This window comes from Xanthomonas sp. fls2-241-TYG-148 (genome assembly GCF_030208815.1).
Classification (GTDB): Bacteria; Pseudomonadota; Gammaproteobacteria; order Xanthomonadales; family Xanthomonadaceae; genus Xanthomonas; species Xanthomonas campestris.
In genome coordinates, this window is the sequence record NZ_JARVTE010000023.1 from 72,056 (window position 1) to 96,489 (window position 24,434).

The following is a 24,434-nucleotide window of genomic DNA, read 5'->3' on the forward strand; positions in this document are numbered from 1 at the left end:
AGCCAAAGCCAAAGCCAAAGCCAAAGCCAAAGCCAAAGCCAAAGCAGAGGCTGGGCACAAGGGCGACCGACTGAAGCGGCCGCCCATGACTGCCCTGCCAATGTTTTGGGGGCCAGACATGCCGGCCCCTCCGCAGCGCCGGCTAGAACCACACCCGCACGCCGGCGACGAAGTGCGATTCCCGGGCGGGAGTGTCATCACCGTCGGCACGTTGTGCGCTATCGCCGAAACGGCGGCTGTGCACCCAGCCGATATACGGCGCGAATTTGCGGGTGATCTCGTAGCGCAGCCGCAGGCCCGCTTCGACCTCTTCCAGCCCGCTGCCGATGCCGCGCCGGTCATCGTCGGTAAGTGCGACGTCGGCTTCCACGCGCGGCTGCAGGATCAAGCGATTGGTGAGCAGCACGTCGTACTCGGCTTCCAGCCGAAACGCCGCGCGGCCGCCGCTGCCCAGATAGAGCGTGGCTTCGGTTTCGAACTTGTACGGGGCCAGCCCCTGCACACCGATGGCGGCCCAGCTCTGCCGCTGGCCGGGCGCGAGATCCTGGCGCGCGCCCAGCAGGACATCCCACCACGGCGAGATGGCATGGCCGTAGAAGGCTTCCAACGAAGCGTCGTGGGTCTGGCCGCGCCGGCGCTCGCCTTCGCTGCGCAACCACAGCCGGTCGATGTCACCGCCGAGCCAGGCGCGCGCTTCCCAGTCCTGGCCGCTGCCGTTGTGGTTGTCGGAGGCTTCCAGTCGGTCGAGCAACACGTAGTGATTGATGCCTGCTCCATGCATGGCATGACTGCGCAGTGGTGCGAACGCCACGGCAATGTCGTCTGCGGTGGGAGTAGGGATCGGCTCGCGTGGCGAGGTAGTTACGGCCGGCGCGGTGTGTTGATGTGCTGCTTGCTGTGCAGTGGATGCTGGATCAGCGTGCAACATGTCGTGCATGTCGTGATGCTGCACGCTGGCGTGGTCCATCGCCTGCGTCGCTGGCGCGGCGTGTGGCGGCGTGCCGCCGGCACTGTGGGCGTGCTCTTGCATTGTGTGTGCCGAGTCGGCTGGATCGGCGTGCGGCATGTCGTGCATGGCGTGGTGCTGCCTGCCGGCGTTGTCCATTGTCTGCGTCTGCGTAGCTGGCGTGGCGTGTGGCTGTGTGCCGCCGGCACCGTGCACGTGCGGTTGCGTTTGATGTGCCGAGTCCACTGTCGAAGCGGCATCGGTTGCAGGCGCTGCGGCGTGTGCATGCACTGCCGCCGCGTCATCGGAATGCTGCATGTCGTGCACATGCGCGGCCTGCTCTGTGTGCTGCATGTGCGCGTGATCCATTTCCACTGGTGGCGCGGCCTGCGTGGCCGCCTGCAGAGAAGACGCTGATGCCGACGTCGAAGCAGACGCCGAAGCAGCACCAGAGACTGAAGTGGGCGCGGATGCAGCAGCTCCCACCGCAGCTTCATCCACATCATCCACACGCGTGGGCGCAGGCATCTCCACCGCCTGCGCACTGTCCACCTGCACCGCTGTCGCAGCATGCATCTGGTGATGCGCATGGTCTTGCGCAGTTGCGGTCGCGCTGGCGATGACGGCGACCAATAACAAATGACGGGTCTGCATGGCGTTCATGCCTCCACCCGCACTTCGCGCATCATGCCCGCTTCCATGTGGTAGAGCAGATGGCAGTGGTAGGCCCAGCGGCCCAGCGCATCGGCGCGTACGCGGTAGCTGCGGCGTGTGCCGGGCGGCATGTCGATGGTGTGCTTGCGCACCTGGAAGTTGCCATCGGCATCTTCCAGATCGCTCCACATGCCGTGCAGGTGGATGGGGTGCTGCATCATGGTGTCGTTGACCAGCACGATACGCAGCCGCTCGCCGTACTGCAGCCGCAAAGGCTCGGCCGAGGCGAAGGCGACGCCGTCGAAGGACCAGGCGAACTTTTCCATGTGGCCGGTCAGGTGTAACTCGATTTCGCGGCCCGGTGCGCGGCCGTCCGGGTCGTCGAACAGGCTGTGTAGATCGCCGTAACAGAGCACGCGGCGGCCGTTGTTGCGCAGGCCAACGCCAGGGTCGTCCAGCCGCGATGCACTGGCATTGCTGCGCATGTCGATCAGCGGGTTGTGGTCTTCGCTGGCGGGGTGGTGTGGCGCGCGCGAGGGCGCGCTGGCGTGGCCGTGCGGTTGCATGGCGTGCGCAGATGGATCGTGCTGCACGGTGTGGCCCGCATGTACATCCGCCGGCGATGCGCCGTGCTGTGCCGGCATGTCATGCATTGCGCCATGCGCCATCCCATCGCCGTGCCCCATGTCCTGCATGGTGAGGATGGCGCGCGGATCCTGTGCCGGAACCGGCGCCTGCAAGCCGTGGCGCACCGCCAGCGTGCCGCATGCGAAGCCAGTGCGGCCCATGTCCTGCGCGAACAGCGTAAAGGCATCCTGGCCGATGGGTTCGACGAGGACATCGAAGGTTTCGGCAGCGGCAATGCGCAACTCGTCCACGCTGACCGGATGCACATATTGGCCGTCGGCGGCGACCACGGTCATGCGCAGCCCGGGGATGCGGAGATCGAAATACGTCATCGACGAACCATTGATGAAACGCAGCAGCACCTTTTCGCCAGGCTTGAATAGTCCGGTCCAGTTACCGGCCGGCGCCACGCCGTTGAGCAGGTAGGTATAGGTGTTGGCGTTGACGTCGGACAGGTCGGTCGGGGTCATGCGCATGCGCCCCCATATGCCGCGGTCGGCCAACGTGGCGCGCAGCCCGTCTTCGCGCGCATCACGCACGAAGTCGCCCACGGTGCGCTGGGCGTAGTTGTCGTGGCTGGGCATCTGCTTGAGCCGGCGGAACAGCGCGGCCGGGTCCAGATCGGTCCAGTCCGACAGCAGCACCACGTGCTCGCGATCAAACCGATAGGGCGGCGGTGCCAGCGGGTCGATCACGATCGCCCCGTACAGCCCGGCCTGCTCCTGGAACATCGAATGGCTGTGATACCAGTAGGTGCCGGACTGGCGCAGCGCGAAGCGGTAGTGATACTCCTGGCCCGGCGCGATGCCGTCAAAGCTCATGCCCGGCACGCCATCCATATTGGCCGGCAGCAACAGGCCGTGCCAATGCACCGACGTAGGCTGGTCGGCCAGCGCGTTGCGTACGCGCACGCTCACCATGTCGCCCTCGCGCCAGCGCAGCGTGGGGGCCGGCAGCGACTGGTTGACGGTGATGGCGCTGCGCGCGCGGCCGGTGAGGTTGACCGGCATGCGGCCGATCTGCAGCGCCGCGGCGCTGCCACGCAGGACGGCGGGCGTGGCGTAAGTAGGGGTGGCGCGTGCCTCGCTGCGCCACAGGCCGGTGGCCGCGGCAACGCCGCCCAGCGCCAGGCCGTGCACGAAGCGGCGGCGGGCCAGCCCGCCGTTGGACAAGGGATCGAATGACATGAAGCCTCCAGGCGCGGCCCACAGGGTGCAGGCCACGCGCATCGCAATGGGCCCTGCGCACGCGCGCAGGGGCGACGACGGCTGCTGCCGTCGAGGCTCAGGCGATGGGAGGTCGGACCGGTTGCTCGGGCACCGGGTTGGCGCGCCCCTCGGCCAAGGCGCCCGGCATTGCGGGGCGGCCGGCCAGCGCCGCAGGCACCGCCGGCAGTGTCAGCAGGGCCAGGCTGCAGTGCTGCAGGCAGTCGCAGCTGCCCAATTTGCAGCAGTCGCCTTTGCCCGCATGCGCCGCGTGATCCGGGTCAGGCTGCGGCATCGCAGCGGGCGAGGCCATGTCTTCATGACACGGCAGTGCGTCCGGCGCGGCCGCGTGCATGCCACGCGCTGTCGCGGCCATCGCCGCCGGCCCCATCGCGGCCGAGCCCATGGCCGGCATCGCCATGCCCACCGACGCCCACGCGCCGGTGGCCGTATTGGCAACCAGGCACAGGCACAGCAGCAGGCGAAGCAGGCAATGCGGCACGGGTAAATCGAGCGAGCGGGCAGGTGCGTCGAGCATACCATCGGCGCCGTGGCCGCCCGGATGACCCGCCGCCCATGGCACATGCGCGGCGGCGGTAGAATCAACGCTTCTCTCGCAGCACAGCCTTGCCATGTCGCAGCGCCAGTGGGTGGCCGCCGCCATCCAGAAGATCGAAGCCGATTTCAACCGCTCGGCCGATACCCACCTGATTCCGATGGACCTGCCGGGGTATCCGGGCATCGACCTGTACTTCAAGGACGAGTCCAGCCACCCCACCGGCAGCCTCAAGCACCGGCTGGCGCGCTCGCTGTTCCTTTACGCGCTGGCCAACGGCTGGTTGCGCGAAGGCCGGCCGGTGATCGAGGCCTCCAGCGGCTCCACCGCAGTGTCCGAGGCTTATTTCGCGCGCCTGCTGGGGGTGCCCTTCATCGCGGTGATGCCGGCCTCGACCTCGCCGGAGAAGATCGCCGCCATCGCATTCCAGGGCGGGCGCTGCCATCTGGTCGAACGTGCCTGCGACCTGGACAGCGCCTCGCACCAGCTGGCGCGCGAGACCGGCGGGCACTTCATGGACCAGTTCACCTACGCCGAGCGCGCTACCGACTGGCGCGCCAACAACAACATCGCCGAGTCGATCTTCAAGCAGCTTTCCGAAGAACCGCATCCCATTCCGGAGTGGATTGTCTGCAGCCCCGGCACCGGCGGCACCAGCGCCACGCTGGGCCGCTATGTGCGCTACCGGCGCCACGACACCCGCATTCTGTGCGCGGACCCGGAAGTGTCGGTGTTCTTCGACGGCTATTGCCGCGCCGTGGCCGGGCAGTGCCCCAAGGAACTGGCCATCACCGGCGGCTCGCGCATCGAAGGCATCGGCCGCCCGCGGGTGGAGTCCAGCTTCATCGCCAGCTGCGTGGATGTGATGATCAAGGTGCCCGACGCCCTGAGCCTGGCGGCCATGCGGCATGTAAGCGCCACGCTGGGCAAGCGCGTCGGCGGCTCCACCGGCACCAACTTCGTCGGCGTGCTGCAGGCGGCCCAGCGCATGCGTGACGAGGGCCGGCAGGGCTCCATCGTCACCATCCTGTGCGATGCCGGCGAGCGCTATGCGCACAGCTATTACGACCCGGTCTGGTATGTGGCGCGCGAGATCGACGTGGACGCCAGCGACGCGGCCATTGCCGCGGCCGTGGCCGGCGCCGCATTGCCCGCCCTGCCTTGTGCTGCGCTGGAATGATCGCCATCTGCTAGGTGCGGCTCTCGCACGCGCTGCGCGCCACCAGGCGTGCGCCGCTCGGTGTCGGGATCGGCGGTGCTTCACGCACACATAGTGACCGACCCAACAGCCGCATCCTGACGAGGCCACGCGCGGTCCTGTGCGCCCTCCGATGCCCCCTGATTCACCCAATTGCCGGAGCTCCCATGACTAACCCGCTGCTCGACTTTTCCGGACTGCCGTCCTTCGATGCGATCCGCCCCGACCATGTGGGCCCGGCGATCGATCAGCTGCTGGCCGATGCCGAGGCAGCGGTGAAGGCGGCCGAACAGGTCAGCCCGGTCAGCTGGGACAGCTTCGTGGTGCCGCTGGATGACGCCACCGAGCGCCTGTGGCGCGCCTGGGGCCAGGTTGGCCACCTGCAGGCGGTGATGAATACCGCCGAGCTGCGCGAGGCCTACAACAGCAATCTGCCCAAGGTCAGCCGCTTCGGCAGTGCACTGGCGCAGAACCTGGCCCTGTACGCGCAATACAAGGCGCTGGCCGCCTCCCCGGAAGCTGCGCACTACGACGAGGCCCGGCGCAAGGTACTCGACAACGCGCTGCGCGATTTCCGCCTGGGTGGCGCCGAACTGGATGACGCCTCCAAGGCGCGCTTTGCACAGATCCAGGAAGAGCTGTCCGGCCTGGCCGCCAGGTTTTCGCAGAACGTGCTCGACGCCACCGACGCGTGGGCACACGTGACGCAGGACGAGACCCAGTTGTCGGGCCTGCCGTCCGAAGTGGTTGCCGCCGCGCGCGCGGCGGCGGAAAAGGACGGAGTTGCCGGCTGGAAGTTCACCTTGCAGATGCCGTGCTACCTGCCGGTGCAGAGCGATGCCGACAGCCGCGAACTGCGCGCGCTGTTGTACCGCGCCAATGCCGAGCGCGCCTCCGAATTCGGCGATGCCGCGCTGGACAACAGCGCCACCATCCAGCGCATCCTGGCCCTGCGCGCCGAGCTGGCACAGCTGCTGGGCTTTGCCAGCTACGCCGACTATTCCATCGCCACCAAGATGGCGCAAAGCCCGGACGAGGTGATGGGATTTCTGCGCGATCTGGCCGTGCGCGCCAAGCCGTATGCACAACAGGATCGTGCCGAGCTGGAAGCCTTTGCGCGCGACGAACTCGGCCTGGAACAGCTGGAAGCCTGGGACCTGGCGTATGCCGGCGAAAAGCTCAAGCAGGCGCGCTACAGCTTCTCCGAGCAGGAAGTGAAGCAGTACTTCACCGAGCCCAAGGTGCTGGCTGGCCTGTTCGATGTGATCCATAGCCTGTACGGCCTGACTGTCAAACCCGATAGCGCGCCGGTCTGGCACCCGGACGTGCGCTTCTATCGGCTGGAAGATGCACAGGGCGCACTGGTGGGGCAGTTCTATCTGGATCTGTACGCGCGCGAGGGCAAGCGCGGTGGTGCATGGATGGACGACTGCCGCAATCGCCGCGAGACCAGTCAGGGTGTGCAGACGCCGCTGGTGTATCTGGTGTGCAATTTCGGCCGTGGCAGCGGCGATGCGCCGGCCACGTTCCGGCATGGCGAAGTCACCACGCTGTTCCATGAAATGGGCCACGGCCTACATCAGTTGCTCACCCGTATCGGCGAGCTCGGCGTGGCCGGCATCAATGGCGTGGAATGGGATGCGGTGGAGCTGCCCAGCCAGTTCATGGAGAACTTCTGCTGGGAATGGAAGCGTGTGCAGGCGATGACCGCGCACGTGCAAACCGGCGAGCCGCTGCCGCGCAATCTGTTCGACCGGCTGCTGGCCGCGCGCAATTTCCAGAGCGGCATGTTCACCGTGCGTCAGCTGGAATTCGCGTTGTTCGACATGCAATTGCACAGCAGTTTCGATCCGGCCCAGGACAGTGTGCTGGAGTTGATCGAGCGCGTGCGCGACGAAGTGGCGGTGAATCGCCCGCCGACGTGGAATCGCTTCCCGCATCAGTTCAGCCACATTTTCGCGGGCGGCTACGCGGCCGGGTATTACAGCTACAAGTGGGCCGAGGTGCTCAGCGCCGATGCCTACGCGGCGTTCGAAGAAGCGCCCGAGCAGGTGGCCGACACCGGCGCGCGGTTCCGGCATGAAGTGCTGGCGCGTGGTGGCAGCCGCAGCGCAGCGGATAACTTCCGCGCGTTCCGTGGACGCGCACCCAAGATCGACGCGCTGCTGCGGCACAACGGCATGGCGGGCTAAACCTGCTGCCGTTGTCGGTCGGCGCTGCGTTCGCACCGCAATGTGGCGGTCTGGGCGATAAGCGCAGTCGTGTGGTCACTAACAGCAGCCGACAAAGCGGCTGCGCACGCTGGCGGGCGCAGCCAATGCTCGGTGCGGCATTTACCACGCGCACGCTTCGGTTCTGAGCGCGCCGTTCACACCCGTCTGACGACTGCGCGCTAGGTTGTGTTGGACGTTCCAAAGTGATCGATTGCTTCGTGGTTGGGCACATCAAGGAGAGTGCAATGCGGCCACCTTTGTCATGGAGCTTGATGGTGCTGATCGCGGTCGCCACACCGGTGGTGGCGCAGCACGCAGGACATGTCGAGAAGCTGGTCCGTTTGCGCGCCGGCCCGGGCGATGAATACCGACTGGTGGGTGAGGCCCATGCCGGCAACCCGGTCACTGTGTATGGCTGCCTGCAGAATGGCAGGTGGTGCGACGTGCGCGGACCCGATGCGCGCGGCTGGATGCCGGCGCAGGCAATCGTGTCCGGTCGGGGCCCCGTGGCAAAGGCGGTACCGAAGGTCACGTTCGCGCTTGATGCGTATTGGGACGCGCATTATCAAGGCCGAGAATGGACCGTCGAAAGCGAACGGGCGCTCTGGCGCGACCATGCGCCCGGCGATTTCCCGAGCCTGGACATGATGGCGCCCAGTAACAATCCGCAGGTTGGCCCGCCCACCATCGCCAAGCGCCTCAAGGAATACACGCGTTCAGAGAACGAGCGCGTCCAGCGGGACAGGGCCGAAATCGATCGCGCCGCGCTGAATCGGATAAATGCCGACAGACGGGACGACCAGATAAAAAGGTGCGAGCGCTCGGGAAGCCAGGACAGTGCCGTGCAGAGTTGTGTTTCCCAAGCACGCAGCGACTACGACCAATCGGTCAGGAGCCGATGTGAAAGCTCGCCCAGCCAGGATGGTGGCCTGCAGCGTTGTATCTCGCAGTCGAGCATCGACTAGGATCAAGCGGTTCGGGAACGCAATCGTCGCGACCAGAACGAGCGCTAGCCGCTCGCTCGTCGAAGGAGGTCTGGCGTGCCTCTTCCCGATGTGTGCGGTCGGCGCGTGGGAGCGCCCAATTACGCACGCCTGCGTTTGCGGCGCCTGGCCCACGGCATCGGCCAATTGCAGGCAGGGCCATGCCCGCCACTGCGTCATTGGCGCGCCACCGTCTTCCTCATCACCGCATTCAGGCCACCGCAGCATGATCGCGGCGGTGGCCGCGAGCCATTACACCCGGCCGAACACCAGCGCGCCGTTGGTGCCGCCGAAACCGAAGCTGTTGGACATCACTATGTTCAACGTCGCCTCGCGTGTAGCGCGCAGGATCGGGAAGCCTTCCGCACGCGGATCGAGTTCGTCGATATGCGCCGAGCCGGCCATGAAGCCATCGCGCAGCATCAGCAGGCTGTAGATCGCCTCGTGCACGCTTGCCGCACCCAGCGAATGACCGGACAACGCCTTGGTCGACGACAGTGGTGGCACGTTGTCGCCGAACACCTCGCGCACCGCGCCCAGCTCGGTGACATCGCCCAGCGGGGTGGAGGTGCCGTGCGTGTTGAGATAATCGATGGGGCGATCCAGCCCCTGCATCGCCATGTGCATGCAACGCACCGCGCCCTCGCCGCTGGGCGCGACCATGTCCGCGCCATCGGAGGTCACGCCGTAGCCCAGCAGTTCGGCATGGATGCGGGCGCCGCGCGCGATGGCGTGGTCGTAGTCTTCCAGCACCAGCATGCCGCCACCGCTGCCGATGACGAACCCATCGCGTTGCGCATCGTAGGGACGCGAGGCCACCGCCGGGCGATCGTTGAAGCCGGTGGACAACGCGCCCATCGCATCGAACATCACGCTCATGGTCCAGTGCAGTTCTTCGCCGCCGCCGGCAAACATCACATCCTGCGCACCATGCCGGATCAGATCCGCGGCCGCGCCGATGCAATGCGCCGAGGTCGCGCAGGCGGCAGACAACGAATAGCTCAGGCCGCGGATCTTGAAGGCGGTGGCCAGCGAGGCCGAGACCGCCGAGCACATCGTGCGCGGCACCATGTACGGGCCTACCTTGCGCACGCCGCGTGCGCGCAGCAGATCGGCTGTTTCCACCTGCCACTGGCTGGAGCCGCCGCCGGAGCCGGCAATCACGCCGGTGCGCAGGTCGCTGACCTGCTCGGGCGACAGGCCGGCATCGGCAATGGCATCGCGCATCGCCAGGTAGGCGTAGGCCGAGGCATCGCCCATGAAGCGCTTGAGCTTGCGGTCGATCAACCCGTCCAGGTCGATGTCCACTGCGCCGCCCACCTGGCTGCGCAGACCGGCTTCGGCATGGTCAGGTAATGCGGTGATGCCCGAGCGGCTTTCGCGCAGCGCGCTGGAGACCGTGTCCAGGTCATTGCCCAGGCACGAATTGATGCCCATTCCGGTGACGACGACACGGCGCATCAGAAATTCTCCGTCGAAGTGAACATGCCCACGCGCAGATCCTTGGCGGCGTAGATTTCGCGCCCATCCACCAACATGCGCGCATCGCTCTGTGCCATCACCAGCTTGCGGTTGATGACCCGGCTGATCTCGATTTCGTAGGTCACCAGCGTTGCGGTGGGCAGCACCTGGCCGGTGAATTTCACCTCGCCACAGCCCAGCGCGCGGCCGCGGCCCGGCGCACCGATCCAGGTGAGAAAGAAGCCGGTCAGTTGCCACATCGCATCCAGGCCGAGGCAGCCAGGCATCACCGGGTCGCCGATGAAGTGGCAATTGAAGAACCACAGGTCCGGACGGATATCGAGCTCGGCGCGGATCAGGCCCTTGCCGTGGCTGCCGCCGTTGTCGTTGATCTCGGTGATGCGGTCGAACATCAGCATCGGGTCGTTCGGCAGACGGCCGCTGTTGGGGCCGAACAATTCCCCGCGCGCGCTGGCCAGCAATTGGTCACGCGAGTACGCATTTTGACGAGTCATCACGAACGGTTTCCTGCAAGAGCAAAAGGCGAGGGCGGCAAGCGTGCATGAGCCCGTACGGTTCAATCAAACGTTTTATCCGTACGCATGCGTAGTGTTTTCAAGCAGTTGCGCACTGCAGCAACTGCAGGCCAACGACTGGCGCAAGGCATGAGACGCGGCTGATTTATCATGCGCAGCAAGACTGTGCTGGGGAATCTGGCTTGATGCGCAAGATCGTTCACGTGGACATGGATGCGTTCTACGCGTCCGTGGAACAACGTGATGATCCGTCGCTGCGCGGCAAGCCGGTGGTGGTGGCCTGGCGCGGCGCGCGCTCGGTGGTGTGCGCTGCCTCGTATGAAGCACGCACCTTCGGCATCCGCTCGGCGATGCCAGCCGTGCGCGCCGAGCGCTTGTGCCCGGATGCGGTCTTCGTGCCGCCGGATTTCGCACGCTACAAGGCGGTGTCGCGGCAGGTGCGCGAGATTTTTCACCGGCACACCGACCTGGTCGAGCCGCTGTCGCTGGACGAAGCGTATCTGGACGTCACCGAAGCCAAGACCGGCATGCAGTTGGCCACGGAAATCGCGCAGCTCATCCGGACCCAGATCCGCGAAGAAACCCAGCTCACCGCGTCGGCAGGCATTGCGCCCAACAAGTTCCTGGCCAAGATCGCCTCGGACTGGCGCAAGCCCGATGGCCAGTTCGTGATCGCGCCCAGTCGCGTGGATGCCTTCCTGCTGCCGCTGCCGGTCAACCGCATTCCCGGGGTGGGCAAGGTCATGGACGGCAAGCTGGCGGCGTTGGGCATCGTCACCGTGAGTGATTTGCGCTTGCGGCCACTGGAAGAACTGCAGGCGCATTTCGGCAGTTTCGGGCAAAGCCTGTACCGGCGTGCGCGCGGCATCGATGAGCGGCCGGTGGAGCCGGACCAGGAAGTGCAATCGGTGTCGTCCGAGGACACCTTCAGTGAAGATCTGGCACTGGATGCGCTGGACCCGCACATCCAGCGCCTGGCCGAGAAAACCTGGCATGCGACGCGGCGCACCGAGCGGATCGGCCGCACGGTGGTGCTCAAGCTGAAGACCTCCAACTTTCGCATCCTCACCCGCTCGTATACGCCTGAGCAGCCGCCGGCGTCGTTGCAGGGGCTGGTCGATATCGCGCTGGGGCTGACTCGGCGCGTGGAGTTGCCGCCGGAGACACGTTACCGCCTGGTCGGCGTGGGCCTGAGCGGTTTTGCCGACCCCGAGCTGCAGGCCGCGGTGCAGGGCGAATTGTTCGGCGAGGTGCCGCAGCAGTAACGCGCTTACGCGGCCTGCGGCAACGACCGATGCCGCGGACGCACCCGCACGCATCGCGTTGATTGCAGCAGTGCACTGACACGTCCTGAATCAGCCGCTTCGTACACTGCGCGCACCCCCACGCAAAGGCGACGCGATGTTTCCGTATCCGCTCGTGATCTTCGACCTGGATGGCACGCTGGTGGACAGCGCATCGGATATTGCCGAGGCCCTCAATGGCACATTGCAGGAACTCGGCCTGCAGCAGTTTCCCGAAGCCACCGTGCGCAGCTGGATCGGCGAGGGCGTGCACACACTGCTGGCCACCGCGTTGCGCGAAGCAGGCAGCGACCGCGATGTGGACACCGAAATGCCGGTGATGATGCGCCACTACGAAGCCAGCCTGCTGCATCATCCGCGCTTGTATCCAGGCGTTGCCGAGGCCTTGCCTGCGTTGCGCAGCGCAGGCGCCGCGCTGGCGTTATGCACCAACAAGCCGGCGCGTTTCATCCAGCCCTTGCTCGAACACCTGGGCATTGCGGCGCAGTTTGCGACGGTGCTCGGCGGCGATTCGTTGCCGCAACGCAAGCCTAGTGCAGCGCCCTTGCTGCATCTGGCGCAGCAGTTCCAGCACGCGCCCGCGCAGTGCCTGATGGTGGGCGACTCGGCCACCGATGCCGCCGCTGCGCAGGCCGCCGGCATGCCGTTGGTGATGGTGCGGTATGGCTATCTGCGTGGCTTCGATGTGGAGCACGCCGGCGCGCTTGCGGTGATCGACGACATGCGCGCGCTGCTCATGCTGCACTGAGCACGCGCGTTGGTGAGTGATGGGTAACGCGGCAAATCAGCGGTAATGGATGCGTCCTTTGCCGAGGTGCATGACCCATGCAGCGCACTGACGCAGTTTGCAATGAATCGCAGATGTGTAGATGCGCGGATCGCGAGAGTGTCCGCGCGCGAGGGTTGAGGCCCACGCCCGGCGTGCGGCTGGACCAGTGCCGACGGTTTCGGCAACACCCTCAGTCCCAGCCTCATAGCGGCGCTTCGAGGACTGAGCCACGGGCAGACGTTAAGCGCCTCGCTCGCGCCGACCTTGTAGGCCGCAGCGGGGCGCTAGTGGCCGGTCACACAGGCTTATGCGCTGCGTGCGGCCGCGTTACTCGTCGTGCGTGGCGGGTTGCGCGTCGTCGCCGGCCACGTCGGTGGCATCGTCTGCCAACGCATCGCTGTCGGCGCGCGCGTAATGCACGGTTTCCACCGGGCCACCGACCGGGCGGCCACGTGCGGCCGGCAGCAGTGCGCTGGCGGCTTCGTATTCGGCCAGCAAGGCATGCCGGCGCGCTTCCGGCACTTCCTGCCAATGGCAATCGGCAAGCGCACCTTCCAGCGAATACAGCAGATTGAGGCTGGGCTTGAATCCGGCACGACGCACTTTTACAAACGCGCCAACCGCGCCCACGGCCTGCAGGTCCTGCTGGGTGCGCAGGCCCACCTGGCGTAGCCAGGCCGCGCTCTTGGGGCCGATGTTGCGCAGCCGTTCGGTGGTCACGTCAACGCGCCGACGAAAACCTGCGCGATGGCTTCCAGTCCGCGCTGGTCGTCCGCGTCGAAGCGGTCCAGTTCCGGGCTGTCCAGGTCGAGCACGCCGATCAGCGTATCGCCTTGTACCAGCGGAATCACCAGCTCCGAGCGCGACGCCGAATCACAGGCGATATGCCCGGGAAACGCGTCCACATCGGCGATGCGCTGGGTCTGCCGGGTACTGGCGGCGGCACCGCACACACCCTTGTCCAACGGGATGCGCACGCAGGCGGGCAGCCCCTGGAAGGGCCCGACCACCAGCTCGCGGCCGTCGTAGAAATAGAATCCCGCCCAGTTGAGCGACGGCAATGAATTGAAGATCAGCGCGGCCAGGTTGGCGGCATTGGCGATCCGGTCCGGCTCGCCGTGCACCAGAGCCTGGGCCTGGGCGGTGAGCTGGGCATATTGTTCCGGCTTGCTGCCGGTCAGCGAAGAGGTGGCGAACATGCGCAAAGTCTAGCAGCGGCCATCCGCAGCGTCGTTGCGACGCCACGGAGCAGGTGTGCGGGCTGCAGGGCCGGCAGGACTCCAAGGGGCGCGCCGCGCACACCACCATCCCGGGCTGCGTGCCGCATGTGCCGCCCAGCCAAGCGGCCCGCGATGCATTGGTTCGTTTCAGAAGGCATGGCAGATGCTACGCAAGCGCGTGCAGCCAACGCCCGCACGGTATGCTGCGCGGCCTCACCGGCAATGGCGGCGCGGCCGCAGGAACAGGTGCATGCAGTTTCCCGCCTTCTACGTCACTGGCACCGATACCGGCATCGGCAAGACCGTTGCCAGCACGGCCTTGTTGCATGCGGTGCGCGCACGCGGCCACACCGCAGTGGGCATGAAGCCGGTGGCCAGTGGCTGCGTCGCCACCCCGCAGGGTTGGCACAACGAAGACGCGCTGGCGCTGCAAGCCGCCAGCCAGCCGCAGCCGGACTACGCCACCCTCAATCCATATGCGTTGCCTGCGGCGCTGGCTCCGGAACTGGCTGCCGCCGATGTCGGCGTGACCCTATCGCTGGTGCCGCTTCAGCAGTCCTTTGCGCAGCTGCGCGCGCAGGCCGAGGTGGTGGTGGTGGAAGGGGTCGGCGGTTGGGCGGCGCCGCTGAGTGCGCAGCTGGATCAGGCCGATCTGGTGCGCGCATTGCAGCTGCCGGTGGTGCTGGTGGTGGGCGTGCGGCTGGGCTGCATCAACCATGCGCGCCTGACCGCCGCGGCCATCGCCGCCGATGGCCTGCGCTGCATCGGCTGGATCGCCAACGAGATCGACCCGCAGATGGTGCGCATCGAGGACAACATCCGCATGCTCGGCCAGCGCCTGGCGATGCCGTGCTGGGGGCGCATTCCGTGGCGCCCCAACGCCCAGGCCGAGGGCCTGGCGCAGCACATCCGCCTGCCGGAGTGAGCGCAGCGGCCTTGTGCGCGGCCGCATCGAAAGGGCCGGCCGACGCCTGCGCCGGTCACCAGACAATAAAAAAGCCCGACAGAGGGAGGGATCTGTCGGGCCGGATTGCATGGGGGGAGGGACCCATGCAAAGACGCTGAATTTTGGTGGCCGTTACTTGCGCCGGGCCTTGCCTGTTGCCCAGGTCTGATCGCTGCCGGTCTCGAACTGCTGCTTGGCAAACTGCCCAAGTTCGCTGGACATCTTCAGCCCCATGCCAACCACTTCCTGATTGACCGACGCCAGACGTTCCAGGTTGTCGCGAGCCAGTTGCAGCCCTTTCGGCCAGAGCGTCTGGTAGGCGCCCACATCGCGCGCCTGCGCAAACTCACCGAAGAAGCTGGTGGTCGCGTTGACGTTCTGTTCCAGCGTGTCCAATGCCAACTGGTTGGCACGTGCTGCGGCAGAAGCAAACTGACTGGTGAAGCTGTTTTCGAACTGCGCCGACATCGCGAACCCCTTGGGGAATGCTGTGACCGTTTGTTGCGTTGCAGCATACGCGGATGTTGTTGCGATGCAACATGTTTCCTGAAAATTTTCCAACCGGCCTAAAAAGTGGTTTCCAATCAGCCGCTTGCGTTGCGCTCAAAACGAGAAAGGCCGCCTCGGAGGGCGGCCTTCGGTCACCATTTGCGCCAATCAACCGCGATAGCGGCAGCCGGAAGTGCAGGTCTCGTGCACCACGATTTCGCTCAACTGCGGCAAGGCCGGCTTGAGCTGCTGCCAGATCCAGATGGCCAGGCGTTCGCTGGTGGGGTTTTCAAGCCCCTCGATGTCGTTGAGGTAGTGGTGATCGAGCCGGTCGTAGATCGGCTGGAAGGCAGCCTTGATGTCGCCGAAGTCCATGATCCAGCCGGTCTCGGCACCCGGTTCGCCGCTGACATGCAGCTCGACCCGGAACGAATGCCCATGCAGCCGTGCGCACTTATGGCCCGGCGGAACGTTGGGCAGCCGGTGGGCGGCCTCGAGCGTAAATACTTTGAAGATATCCATGGCGTTGATCGGCAAGCGCGTGCAGAGGAAGGTGGGCCGGACATCGCCGGCGTCGTGTGGCTGACAGGACAAGGGCCGCATGGCGGCCCTTGTCGTTACCGTCAGTCGCGGGCGTTAGGCGCCGCGGCTGGCCGGCCGGCCACTGCCACCACGACCACCGTCGCGACGGCCGGCACCGGCGCCGGCAGTGGCCTGACGCGGCCCGCTGCTGCGCTGGCCACCCGGCTTCTTCGGGCCAGCATGGGCGTGCGCCTGACGCGGTGCATCGCCATGCGGGCGACGGGCGTGGCTCTTGCGCGGGGCGCGATCGCCACCCGGCTGCTCGGCACGGCCCGGGGCGCTGTTGCCCCAGCGGATCGGGGTCTGCGGCTCGTAGCCCGGCACGTCGCGGATTTCCACGTCGCGGCCCAGCATGCGCACGATCTGACGCAGCAGCTTGGCTTCGTCCTGTGCCACCAACGAGATCGCCTCGCCGGTCGAACCGTTACGGCCGGTGCGGCCGATGCGGTGCACGTAGTCCTCGGCCACCATCGGCAGGTCATAGTTGATGACCTTCGGCAGCTGGTCGATATCGATACCGCGCGCGGCGATGTCGGTGGCTACCAGCACGGTTACGCGGCCGGCCTTGAAGTCGCTCAGGGCACGCATGCGCTGGCCCTGGCTCTTGTTGCCGTGGATCGCCGCGGTCTTGATGCCGGACTTCTCCAGGAACAGCGCCAGCTTGTCGCTGCCGTGCTTGGTGCGTGCGAAGACCAGGGTCTGCTCGCGGCTGTCCTGCGCCAGCAGGTGCAGCAGCAGGTCGCGCTTGCGCGCGCCATCGACCGGGTGCACGCGGTGGGTGATGCTCTCGGCCACGGTGTTGCTCGGGGTGACCTGGATCTGCATCGGGTTGCGCATGAACTCCAGCGCCAGCTGCTTGATGTTCTCTTCGAACGTGGCCGAGAACAGCAGGGTCTGACGGTCCTGGCGCGGCAGCTTGGTCAGGATGCGCTTGATCGACGGCAAGAAGCCCATGTCGAGCATGCGGTCGGCTTCGTCCAGGATCAGTACTTCGATGCCGGACAGGTCCACGCTGCGGCGCTCGATATGGTCGATCAGACGGCCCGGGCAGGCGATCAGCAGGTCCACGCCACGACGCAGCGCATCGAGCTGGTTGCCCATGCCCACGCCGCCGTAGATCACCGCGCTCGGAATGCGCAGGTACTTGCTGTAGCCGCGCAGGCTGTCATGCACCTGGGTGGCCAGTTCGCGGGTGGGGGTCAGGATCAGCGCGCGCGGCTTGCGCGGGCCGTTGACCGGCTGCGGGGTGGTGCCCAGGTGCTGCAGCAGCGGCAGGCCGAACGCGGCGGTCTTGCCGGTACCGGTCTGTGCGCCAGCCAGCAGGTCATGGCCGGCCAGCACGAGCGGGATCGCCTGCTGCTGGATGGCGGTGGGGGTTTCATAGCCCTGCTCGGCCAATGCGCGCAGCAGGAAGGGCGCCAGGCCCAAGGATTCAAAAGACATCAGGAAGCTCCAAGTAAAGCGTCGCCACCAGGCAGAGCCCGGAGCGCAGACGCATTGCAGATGCAAAAAAGTGAGGCTCGGAGCGTTCCCGTGAACCGCGCTGCGAGATGGTGGAACAACCCAATCAAAGAGCGATGGGTTTGTCGGCACCACGAAAGGCGTCGGGTGGGGCGGGCGAGCGGATCGATCGATCCTGGCCTCGCCGGCGGTCCCTAAGGGAAACGGACGGCCGCATGCAGACCCGGCAAGTGTACGCCCGATTGGCGCGCTGCACAAAACTGTGTGATCGCGGTTGGGGAACGGGTCAGTTGTTTCAGCTGCAACCACCTGGCGCGGCAGGTCGTACAATCGGCACTTCAGCCACAGCCGCAGGACGGTCATGAAGCTAGGTTCCCTGAAGGAAGGCGGCCGCGACGGCTGCTTGATCGTGGTCTCGCGTGACCTGACCAGCGCGGTGCGCGCTACCGGCATCGCGCCGACGCTGCAGCGCGCGCTGGAGGACTGGAGCAACGTGGCGCCGCGGTTGAACGCCCTGGCGGACTCCCTCGACGATGGCAGCGCCGATGGCGTGTTTGCGCTGGACATGCAGGCACTGGCTGCGCCGCTGCCGCGCGCCTACGAGTTCGTCGATGGCAGCGCCTACCTCCCACATGTGGAGCGGGTGCGCCGCGCGCGCAATGCTGAAGTGCCCGAGAGCTTCTACACCGACCCGCTGATGTACCAGGCCACCAGTGCCGGGTTCTACGGCCCGCGCGACGCCATCAAGGTGATCAGCGAAGACCATGGCATCGATCTGGAAGCCGAATTGGTGGTCATCACCGACGATGTGCCGATGGGCGCCTCGCCTGAGCAGGCGGCTGCGCATATCCAGCTGATCGGCCTGGTCAACGATGTTTCTCTGCGCAACCTGATCCCGGCCGAGCTCGGCAAGGGCTTCGGTTTCGTGCAGTCCAAGCCGCGCTCGGCGCTGTCGCCGGTGTTCGTCACCCCCGACGAGCTGGGCGAGGCGTGGCGCGACAACAAGGTGCATTTGCCGCTGGTGACCCACGTCAACGGCGCCTGGTTTGGCGCGCCCGAGGCCGGCCACGACATGCAGTTCGACTTTGCCCAGCTGATTGCCCATGCCGCCAAGACCCGGCCGCTGTCGGCCGGCACCATTGTCGGCTCCGGCACCATCGCCAACCAGGACACATCCCTGGGCGCCTCCTGCTTTGCCGAGCAGCGCGTGGTGGAGACCTTGCGTGATGGCAAGCCGAGCACGCCGTTTATGGCGTTCGGCGATGTAGTGCGCATCGAGATGATGGACGCGCAGGGCCACAGCATCTTCGGGGCGATCGAGCAGCGCGTCGAGCGCCAGCCGCTGCCATGAACCAGATGCCGATGCTCACGCACGCGGCAGGGCAGGGGCAGGCATGAGCGCGCCCCTGGAGCTGTTTTCGTACTGGCGCTCAAGCGCCGCCTACCGCGTACGCATCGGGCTGCAGCTGAAGGCGCTGGCCTATGTCACGCATCCTGTGCATCTGGTGCGCGATGGCGGCGAGCAACACGCCGCCGCCTACGCGCAACTCAACCCGCAGGAGCTGGTGCCGACGCTGCGGCACGGGCAGGTGGTGATCCCGCAGTCCCTGGCCATCCTCGAATACCTGGACGAGGCGTTTGCGGACAGCGCGCCGCTGTTGCCGGCCAGCCCCGCCGCGCGTGCGCGGGTGCGGGCGCTGGCGCAGGTGATCGCTTGCGATATGCATCCGCTCAACAACCTGCGTGTCACCCAGTTCCTGGAGCACACCTGGGACGTCTCGCCAGCGCAGCGCCATCACTGGACCGCGCACTGGATGCAGCAGGGGTTGGCAGCGCTGGAAACCCACCTGGCTGGGGACGCACAGGCTGGACAGTTCTGCCACGGCGACACGCCGGGCCTGGCCGATTGCGTGCTGGTGCCGCAGCTCTACAACGCGCGCCGGTTCGCCGTGGAGTTGGCGCCGTATCCGACGCTGCAGCGGATCGAACAGGCCTGCCTGGCACTGCCGGCGTTCGATGCGGCACGGCCGGAAACGCAGCCTGACGCGGCAGTGTAGACGCGGGGAGTTGCCGGCCGCATCTGCCCTTCGGACAGCCTCCCGTAATGCGGGGGCGCGCAGAGCGATCGACGCGCGTGCGGCCGCTGATGCTCACGCCGGTCTACTGCAGGGTGCTGATCTGTGGCTTGGCTGCAGGGCCCTTGCCCACCCACCATCGCGGGACACGCCGCAAGTACGTCCTTGTAAGCGCTTACGCGGCATCCATGCCGCGTCAGGTCCCGCGACGGTGGGCGGGCAAGGACCAGTCAAGATGGTCGTTGCGCGTAACTATTCCCAAAGCAACCAGCAGACTTTCTGGTGCGGTGTCCTCGTCGATCGCGGGACCATGTGGCGGCATGGATGCCGCCACTGAGCCTCCACGGAAGGATTCACGGCGTGTCCCGCGAGCGGTGAGGGCACCGCGCCCTCGACCGACCAGGCTTTTTGCTCTGGACTTCTGGCTGCACCCAGCAAGATGCGACCAACAAAACCACTGCGCTCACCGCCAGGCGGGCGCACGCTATATTTTGTTGGTCGTTCTAAATAAACCCATGGCTGATCTTCGGCGCCGAGGCAGACTCGTAATCGGCATACGGATCGTGTTCGCCGGAGCCGCCTTCGGAAAGACGGAATTTCAGCGCTAGGCCGTCGCGCGAGTCGGCCGCGCGCAGCGCTTCCTCCTGCTCGATCTCGCCGGTCTTGACCATCCGGAACAGGCACTGGTCGAAGGTCTGCATGCCTTCTTCCAGCGACTCCTCCATCGCCTGCTTGACCTCGTGCACCTGCCCGCGACGCAGCAGGTCGCGGATCATCGGCGTGTTGAGCAGCACCTCGGTGGCCGGGCGGCGGCGTCCGTCCTGGCCCTTGACCAGGCGCTGGGAGACCACCGCACGCAAATTCAGCGCCAGATTCATCAGCACGTTCTTGTGCGCGCTTTCCGGGAAGAAATTTAGAATGCGCTCGATGGTCTGGTCGGCGTTGTTGGAATGCAGCGTCGCCAGGCACAGGTGGCCGGTTTCGGCGAAGGCGATCGCCGCCTCCATGGTCTCGGCATCCAGGATTTCGCCGATCAGGATCACGTCCGGCGCTTCGCGCATCGCGTTCTTCAGTGCGCTCTGGAAGGCGTGCGTGTCCAGGCCCACCTCGCGCTGGTTCACGATCGACATCTTGTGCTTGTGCAGGTACTCGATCGGGTCCTCGATGGTGAGGATGTGCCCGGTCGTGGTGCTGTTGCGGTGGTCGATCATCGACGCCAGCGAGGTCGACTTGCCGGAGCCGGTCGAACCGACCACCAGCACCAGCCCGCGCGGGGTCATGATGACGTCCTTGAGCACCTGCGGCAGGTTGAGCTCCTCGATGCTCGGGATCCGGCTGCGGATGGCACGGATCACCATGCCCACTTCGCCGCGCTGCTTGAACACGTTCACACGGAAGCGCCCGGCGTCGGGCAGGGCGATGGCCATGTTGAGTTCCAGCTCGCGCTCGAACTGCGGCACCTGGCCTTCGTCCATCAATGAGTAAGCGATTTTCTTGACCATCCCCGGCGGCAACCCCGTATTGCCGAGCGGGTAAAGCTTGCCTTCGATCTTGATGTATACCGGCGCGCCGGTGGTCAAGAACATGTCCGAGGCATTCTTTTCGGTCATCAGCTTCAGGAAGTAGCCGATATCCATGCGCAATGGTTCCCCAACAAACAGCAGCGTCTCGTTGCAAGTCCGCCGCAGGCTTCCGACAATGGCCGTGCTCGAGACTTCTCGCTACGGCTCCCCTAATGACGGCTAGCTTCGCATACTTGCGGCGATCCCTGTATGGCATCGCCTGTTTCATGGTTCTCTCCGCTCCCGCCGCCGCCCAGGTGGCGCCGGAGCTCACTGCCGCCGAACAGGCCGTGCAACGCGCCACCCAGGCCGATGCCGACCAATACGCCCCTGATCTGGTCAATCTGGCCCGCCAGGAACTGATGCAGGCCCAGCAGGCGCAACTGGACAAGCGCCAGCGCAAGCAGGTGCCACAGCTCGCCCTGCGCGCCGCCGCCGATGCCGACTTGGCCAAGGCGCGCAGCGAAGAGGCGGTGGTCAGCGCCCAGCTGGAGCAACGCCGCAAAGAAGTGGCGCAACTGCAGAACAGCCTCAACACCGGGGAGGGCGGCCGATGAAACTGCGCCCCTTCCTCTATATCGGTGTGCTGAGCCTGGCCACGCTGCCGTCGCTGGCGATGGCGGCCAAGAACGACCCGCAGGCCGATGCGCTCAATCGCCGGCTGGCTGTGTTGCTGAACGATCCGCAGACCAGTGACCTGGCCCGCTACGAGCGCCTGCAGGCGCAACAGACCGTGGCGGCCCTGGCCGAAGCCAAGCGCCGTGACCGCGATGAGCTGGTGTTCCTGGCCGACCGCCGGGTCGAGATTGCCGAGCTCACTGCCCGCACCGCACTGGCCCGGCGCGAGCTGGACCGTCTGGAAGGCACCCGCAACGACTTGCTGATCGAAGCCAGCCGTCGCGATGCCTCCCGCGCCCGGCAGGAGGCCGAACGCCTGCGGGTGCAGGCGCAGATCCAGGCCGAGGAAGCCGAGCGCATGCGCCAGGCGGCCGAGCAGGAAACCCTGGCGCGCCAGGATGCCGAGCTGGCCCTGACCAGCGTGGCCGGCAAGCAGACCGCCAAGCTCAACGCGGCCCAGCAAAAGGCCCTGCAACTCGCCCACGAAGAGGCCGAACTGGTGGCCGGGGCCAAGCTGCCGTCGTCCAAGGTCGATGGCCGCGGCGAAGTGTTCTCGCTTGGCAGCGACGCCTTTGGCGGCAAGACGGCTCTGGCCGGTGCCGGGTCCGGGCAGGCCAAAGCCCTGGCCGAGTACCTGCAGATTGGCAAGAAGGGCCGGGTCACCATCGTCGGCTACGACAGCGACGCGGCAACGGCCAAGAAGCGTGCCGAAGCGCTTCGCGATGCCCTGGTCGCCGGTGGCGTTGCCGCCGCGCGCTTGCAGGTCAGTGGCACGAAGGGCACCGCCAGCAAGTCGCGTGCGGCTGAGGTCGTTGTGCTGCCGTAGGCCAAGTGGTTGAAGTTAAGGTCTTTTAACCGGCGCATGACGCCCGGTTGAACCGCGGTCACTGATTGACGCGGGGAACGGCAAAAGCAACCGTTTCGGCCTTGAACGCCCCCCGCGACCGGCGTAGGGTCGTACCTCCAGGCAGCAACTCCGCCGCCTGGAAAAGTACGGAGGGCCGGGCCAGTGACGCAGAGGCACGCAGCGACGCAATACGGTGGAATGGTTGGTGGTGGTTCCGCCCATGTGTCGGCCTTTGCAACGCGTTGGTCTTCCATCCCCAAGCTGCGCCCCGTGCCTTCGCCGGCCGGGGCGTTCTTGTTTTAAGTGAAGGAGGTAACGCCATGTTCGAAGGGCAACCGCAGACCGAAATCGACGCATTGATGAAGTCCGATCCCGAGTTCAAGCAGCTCTACCAACGGCACAAGCTCTTGAACAAGAAATGCATGGATGCCGAACTCGGGGTGCTCCCGATCGACGACGTGACCTTAGGCCAGATGAAACGCGAGAAATTGCAGGCCAAAGAGAAACTTACCCGGATGTACGACCAACTCACGCACTGATCCTCTCCCACTGCTAAGAACAAGTTCACCGTCGCGGGCGGTGGCGGCCTCCTCGTCGGCTTGCCACCGTCCGCGTCGCCTTTTCTGGCAGCCGGTCATTGCAGGGCAGGGCGCCTGATTTACACCCGCGTTCATCGGCGCGCTCAATCGCTTCCTGTCTGAATGAGCATTCCCCGGCGGTTCGTCGGATAATGACCGGTCTAGCCCGCGCGGCGCAGCGACGATATCCCGATGGCGATCCATTCCTCCGTACTCGAACTGATTGGCAATACGCCGATCGTCAAGGCCCAGCGCCTGGACACCGGTGTCTGCGAACTGTTCCTCAAGCTGGAGGCATCCAATCCGGGCGGCTCGATCAAGGACCGTATCGGCTTGTCGATGATCGAAGCGGCCGAGCAGCGCGGCGACCTGAAGCCGGGCGCCACCCTGGTGGAAGGCACGGCCGGCAACACTGGCCTGGGCCTGGCGCTGGTCGCGCAGCAGAAGGGCTACCGCCTGATCCTGGTGGTGCCCGACAAGATGAGCCGCGAGAAGATCTTCAATCTCAAGGCGATGGGCGTCGATGTGTTGCTGACCCGCTCGGACGTGGCCAAGGGGCACCCGGAGTATTACCAGGACTTGGCCGCCAAGATCGCCTCGGAGACCCCGGGCGCCTACTTCATCAACCAGTTCGGCAACCCGGACAACCCGGCTGCGCATGAGTTCGGTACCGGGCCGGAAATCCTGGCGCAGATGGATGGCCAGCTGGACGCGATCGTGTTCGGCTGCGGCAGCTCCGGCACCATGACCGGTCTGTCGCGCGCCTTCGCCACCGCTTCGCCGCAGACCGAGCTGGTGCTGGCTGACCCGGTGGGCTCGATCCTGACCCAGTACATCGAAGAGGGTACGGTGAGCGAGAAGTCCGGCAGCTGGCTGGTCGAAGGCATCGGCGAGGACTTCCTGCCCGATATCTCCGATTTCTCGCGGGTCAAGAAGGCCTATTCGATCAGCGATGCGGAAAGCTTCCACACCGCGCGCGAGCTGCTGGCCAAGGAGGGCATCCTCGGCGGCTCGTCCACTGGTACGTTGCTGGCCGCAGCGCTGAAGTACTGCCGCGAGCAGACCACGCCCAAGCGCGTGCTGGTGTTCGTCTGCGATACCGGCAACAAGTACCTGTCGAAGATGTACAACGACTACTGGATGCTGGACAACGGCTTCCTGGAGCGCGAGCAGCACGGCGACCTGCGTGACCTGATCCTGCGCCCGTACAACAAGCGCGATACCGTGGTGGTCGGGCCGAAAGATCTGCTGACTACCGCCTACCAGCGCATGAAGCTGTACGACGTCTCGCAGTTGCCCGTGATCGACGATGGCGAGCTGGTCGGCATCGTCGACGAGAGCGATGTGCTGCTGCATGTGTATGGCGACGAAGCACGGTTCCGCGACCCGATCTCCACCGCGATGGTCAGCAAGCTCGACCGTCTGGACGTGGCCTCGCCGATCGAAGCGCTGCTGCCGGTGTTCGATCGCGGCCAGGTCGCCATCGTCATGGACGGCAACCAGTTCCTGGGCCTGATCACCCGTATCGACCTGCTCAACTACCTGCGCCGCCGCGTGCAGTAATGCGTGCCGCCGCCGTGCGTGCTCGCATGAGACGCACGGCA

At 66.0% G+C, this 24,434-nt stretch carries 23 protein-coding genes and 1 other RNA gene; 13 read left to right on the forward strand and 11 right to left on the reverse strand.

What is annotated here, in order from left to right; all coding sequences use genetic code 11:
- Window positions 1-142 precede the first annotated feature (142 nt).
- The 3 genes from QRM60_RS19870 to QRM60_RS19880 form a co-directional block, all read right to left on the reverse strand.
- Entirely contained in the window at window positions 143-1,315 is a 1,173-nt protein-coding gene (locus tag QRM60_RS19870) for a copper resistance protein B (RefSeq protein WP_285446892.1), read from the reverse strand.
- A gap of 290 nt (window positions 1,316-1,605) precedes the next feature.
- Window positions 1,606-3,414, reverse strand: coding sequence for a copper resistance system multicopper oxidase (locus QRM60_RS19875; RefSeq protein ID WP_285446893.1), 1,809 nt, complete (start codon window positions 3,412-3,414; stop codon window positions 1,606-1,608).
- 97 nt (window positions 3,415-3,511) lie between these two features.
- A complete protein-coding gene (locus QRM60_RS19880) occupies window positions 3,512-3,934 on the reverse strand; it encodes a CopL family metal-binding regulatory protein (protein ID WP_115531211.1) in 423 nt (140 codons plus the stop codon).
- A 130-nt stretch (window positions 3,935-4,064) separates the two neighbouring features.
- Here QRM60_RS19880 and QRM60_RS19885 point away from each other — a divergent pair, with 130 nt between their 5' ends.
- The 4 genes from QRM60_RS19885 to QRM60_RS19900 all read left to right on the forward strand — a co-directional run bounded on the left by QRM60_RS19885 (window position 4,065) and on the right by QRM60_RS19900 (window position 8,364).
- Entirely contained in the window at window positions 4,065-5,168 is a 1,104-nt protein-coding gene (locus tag QRM60_RS19885) for a PLP-dependent cysteine synthase family protein (protein ID WP_285446894.1), read from the forward strand.
- A 185-nt stretch (window positions 5,169-5,353) separates the two neighbouring features.
- On the forward strand, window positions 5,354-7,378 hold the full coding sequence (locus QRM60_RS19890) for a M3 family metallopeptidase (protein WP_285446895.1): 2,025 nt from the start codon (window positions 5,354-5,356) through the stop codon (window positions 7,376-7,378).
- A gap of 139 nt (window positions 7,379-7,517) precedes the next feature.
- A non-coding RNA gene (locus QRM60_RS19895) (sX9 sRNA) lies at window positions 7,518-7,594 on the forward strand.
- Window positions 7,595-7,671: 77 nt separating this feature from the next.
- Window positions 7,672-8,364, forward strand: coding sequence for an SH3 domain-containing protein (locus QRM60_RS19900; RefSeq protein ID WP_115555326.1), 693 nt, complete (start codon window positions 7,672-7,674; stop codon window positions 8,362-8,364).
- 270 nt (window positions 8,365-8,634) lie between these two features.
- Here QRM60_RS19900 and fabB read toward each other — a convergent pair whose 3' ends face one another.
- Window positions 8,635-9,843 (reverse strand): beta-ketoacyl-ACP synthase I, encoded by a 1,209-nt coding sequence (fabB, locus tag QRM60_RS19905; protein ID WP_285446896.1) that lies wholly within the window; start codon window positions 9,841-9,843, stop codon window positions 8,635-8,637.
- A complete protein-coding gene (gene fabA / locus QRM60_RS19910) occupies window positions 9,843-10,358 on the reverse strand; it encodes a 3-hydroxyacyl-[acyl-carrier-protein] dehydratase FabA (protein ID WP_011035827.1) in 516 nt (171 codons plus the stop codon). The genes fabB and fabA overlap by 1 nt, the downstream gene beginning before the upstream one ends.
- A 206-nt stretch (window positions 10,359-10,564) precedes the next feature.
- Between fabA and dinB the strand changes: the two genes are divergently transcribed.
- On the forward strand, window positions 10,565-11,644 hold the full coding sequence (dinB, locus tag QRM60_RS19915) for a DNA polymerase IV (RefSeq protein WP_042596505.1): 1,080 nt from the start codon (window positions 10,565-10,567) through the stop codon (window positions 11,642-11,644).
- Window positions 11,645-11,780: 136 nt separating this feature from the next.
- Window positions 11,781-12,431: a phosphoglycolate phosphatase gene (locus QRM60_RS19920; RefSeq protein WP_115555328.1), complete on the forward strand. Its 651-nt coding sequence runs from the start codon at window positions 11,781-11,783 to the stop codon at window positions 12,429-12,431.
- A gap of 348 nt (window positions 12,432-12,779) precedes the next feature.
- Here QRM60_RS19920 and QRM60_RS19925 read toward each other — a convergent pair whose 3' ends face one another.
- A complete protein-coding gene (locus QRM60_RS19925; protein WP_011035830.1) occupies window positions 12,780-13,172 on the reverse strand; it encodes a TfoX/Sxy family protein in 393 nt (130 codons plus the stop codon).
- Window positions 13,169-13,651 carry a GAF domain-containing protein gene (locus QRM60_RS19930; protein ID WP_014506539.1) on the reverse strand — a complete coding sequence of 161 codons (483 nt, stop codon included), beginning with the start codon at window positions 13,649-13,651 and terminating at the stop codon, window positions 13,169-13,171. The genes QRM60_RS19925 and QRM60_RS19930 overlap by 4 nt, the downstream gene beginning before the upstream one ends.
- 271 nt (window positions 13,652-13,922) lie before the next feature.
- On the opposite strand from QRM60_RS19930, the gene bioD reads away from it, so the two are divergent.
- A complete protein-coding gene (gene bioD, locus QRM60_RS19935; protein WP_014506540.1) occupies window positions 13,923-14,597 on the forward strand; it encodes a dethiobiotin synthase in 675 nt (224 codons plus the stop codon).
- 153 nt (window positions 14,598-14,750) lie between these two features.
- Here the strand turns inward: bioD and QRM60_RS19940 are convergent, their stop codons facing one another.
- From QRM60_RS19940 to QRM60_RS19950, 3 genes are all read right to left on the reverse strand, one after another.
- Entirely contained in the window at window positions 14,751-15,086 is a 336-nt protein-coding gene (locus tag QRM60_RS19940; RefSeq protein ID WP_014506541.1) for a phasin family protein, read from the reverse strand.
- A gap of 189 nt (window positions 15,087-15,275) precedes the next feature.
- On the reverse strand, window positions 15,276-15,629 hold the full coding sequence (gene queD / locus QRM60_RS19945; RefSeq protein ID WP_008576903.1) for a 6-carboxytetrahydropterin synthase QueD: 354 nt from the start codon (window positions 15,627-15,629) through the stop codon (window positions 15,276-15,278).
- Between the two features lie 114 nt (window positions 15,630-15,743).
- Complete coding sequence (locus tag QRM60_RS19950) at window positions 15,744-17,132, reverse strand: DEAD/DEAH box helicase (RefSeq protein WP_011035834.1); 1,389 nt, start codon at window positions 17,130-17,132, stop codon at window positions 15,744-15,746.
- Between the two features lie 379 nt (window positions 17,133-17,511).
- Between QRM60_RS19950 and QRM60_RS19955 the strand changes: the two genes are divergently transcribed.
- Window positions 17,512-18,501, forward strand: a complete 990-nt coding sequence (locus tag QRM60_RS19955; RefSeq protein WP_050911715.1) for a fumarylacetoacetate hydrolase family protein — start codon at window positions 17,512-17,514, stop codon at window positions 18,499-18,501.
- Between the two features lie 43 nt (window positions 18,502-18,544).
- Window positions 18,545-19,207: a maleylacetoacetate isomerase gene (gene maiA, locus QRM60_RS19960; protein ID WP_285446897.1), complete on the forward strand. Its 663-nt coding sequence runs from the start codon at window positions 18,545-18,547 to the stop codon at window positions 19,205-19,207.
- Window positions 19,208-19,728: 521 nt separating this feature from the next.
- On the opposite strand, the gene QRM60_RS19965 is transcribed toward maiA, so the two are convergent.
- Window positions 19,729-20,862 (reverse strand): PilT/PilU family type 4a pilus ATPase, encoded by a 1,134-nt coding sequence (locus QRM60_RS19965; RefSeq protein WP_103701383.1) that lies wholly within the window; start codon window positions 20,860-20,862, stop codon window positions 19,729-19,731.
- A gap of 98 nt (window positions 20,863-20,960) precedes the next feature.
- Here QRM60_RS19965 and QRM60_RS19970 point away from each other — a divergent pair, with 98 nt between their 5' ends.
- The 4 genes from QRM60_RS19970 to QRM60_RS19985 all read left to right on the forward strand — a co-directional run bounded on the left by QRM60_RS19970 (window position 20,961) and on the right by QRM60_RS19985 (window position 24,393).
- Complete coding sequence (locus tag QRM60_RS19970) at window positions 20,961-21,344, forward strand: DUF4398 domain-containing protein (protein WP_040941833.1); 384 nt, start codon at window positions 20,961-20,963, stop codon at window positions 21,342-21,344.
- A complete protein-coding gene (locus QRM60_RS19975; RefSeq protein WP_115555334.1) occupies window positions 21,341-22,231 on the forward strand; it encodes a hypothetical protein in 891 nt (296 codons plus the stop codon). The genes QRM60_RS19970 and QRM60_RS19975 overlap by 4 nt, the downstream gene beginning before the upstream one ends.
- A 341-nt stretch (window positions 22,232-22,572) precedes the next feature.
- Entirely contained in the window at window positions 22,573-22,791 is a 219-nt protein-coding gene (locus QRM60_RS19980) for a YdcH family protein (RefSeq protein ID WP_019237985.1), read from the forward strand.
- 231 nt (window positions 22,792-23,022) lie between these two features.
- Window positions 23,023-24,393 (forward strand): pyridoxal-phosphate dependent enzyme, encoded by a 1,371-nt coding sequence (locus QRM60_RS19985; protein ID WP_285446898.1) that lies wholly within the window; start codon window positions 23,023-23,025, stop codon window positions 24,391-24,393.
- The last annotated feature ends 41 nt before the right edge of the window (window positions 24,394-24,434 follow it).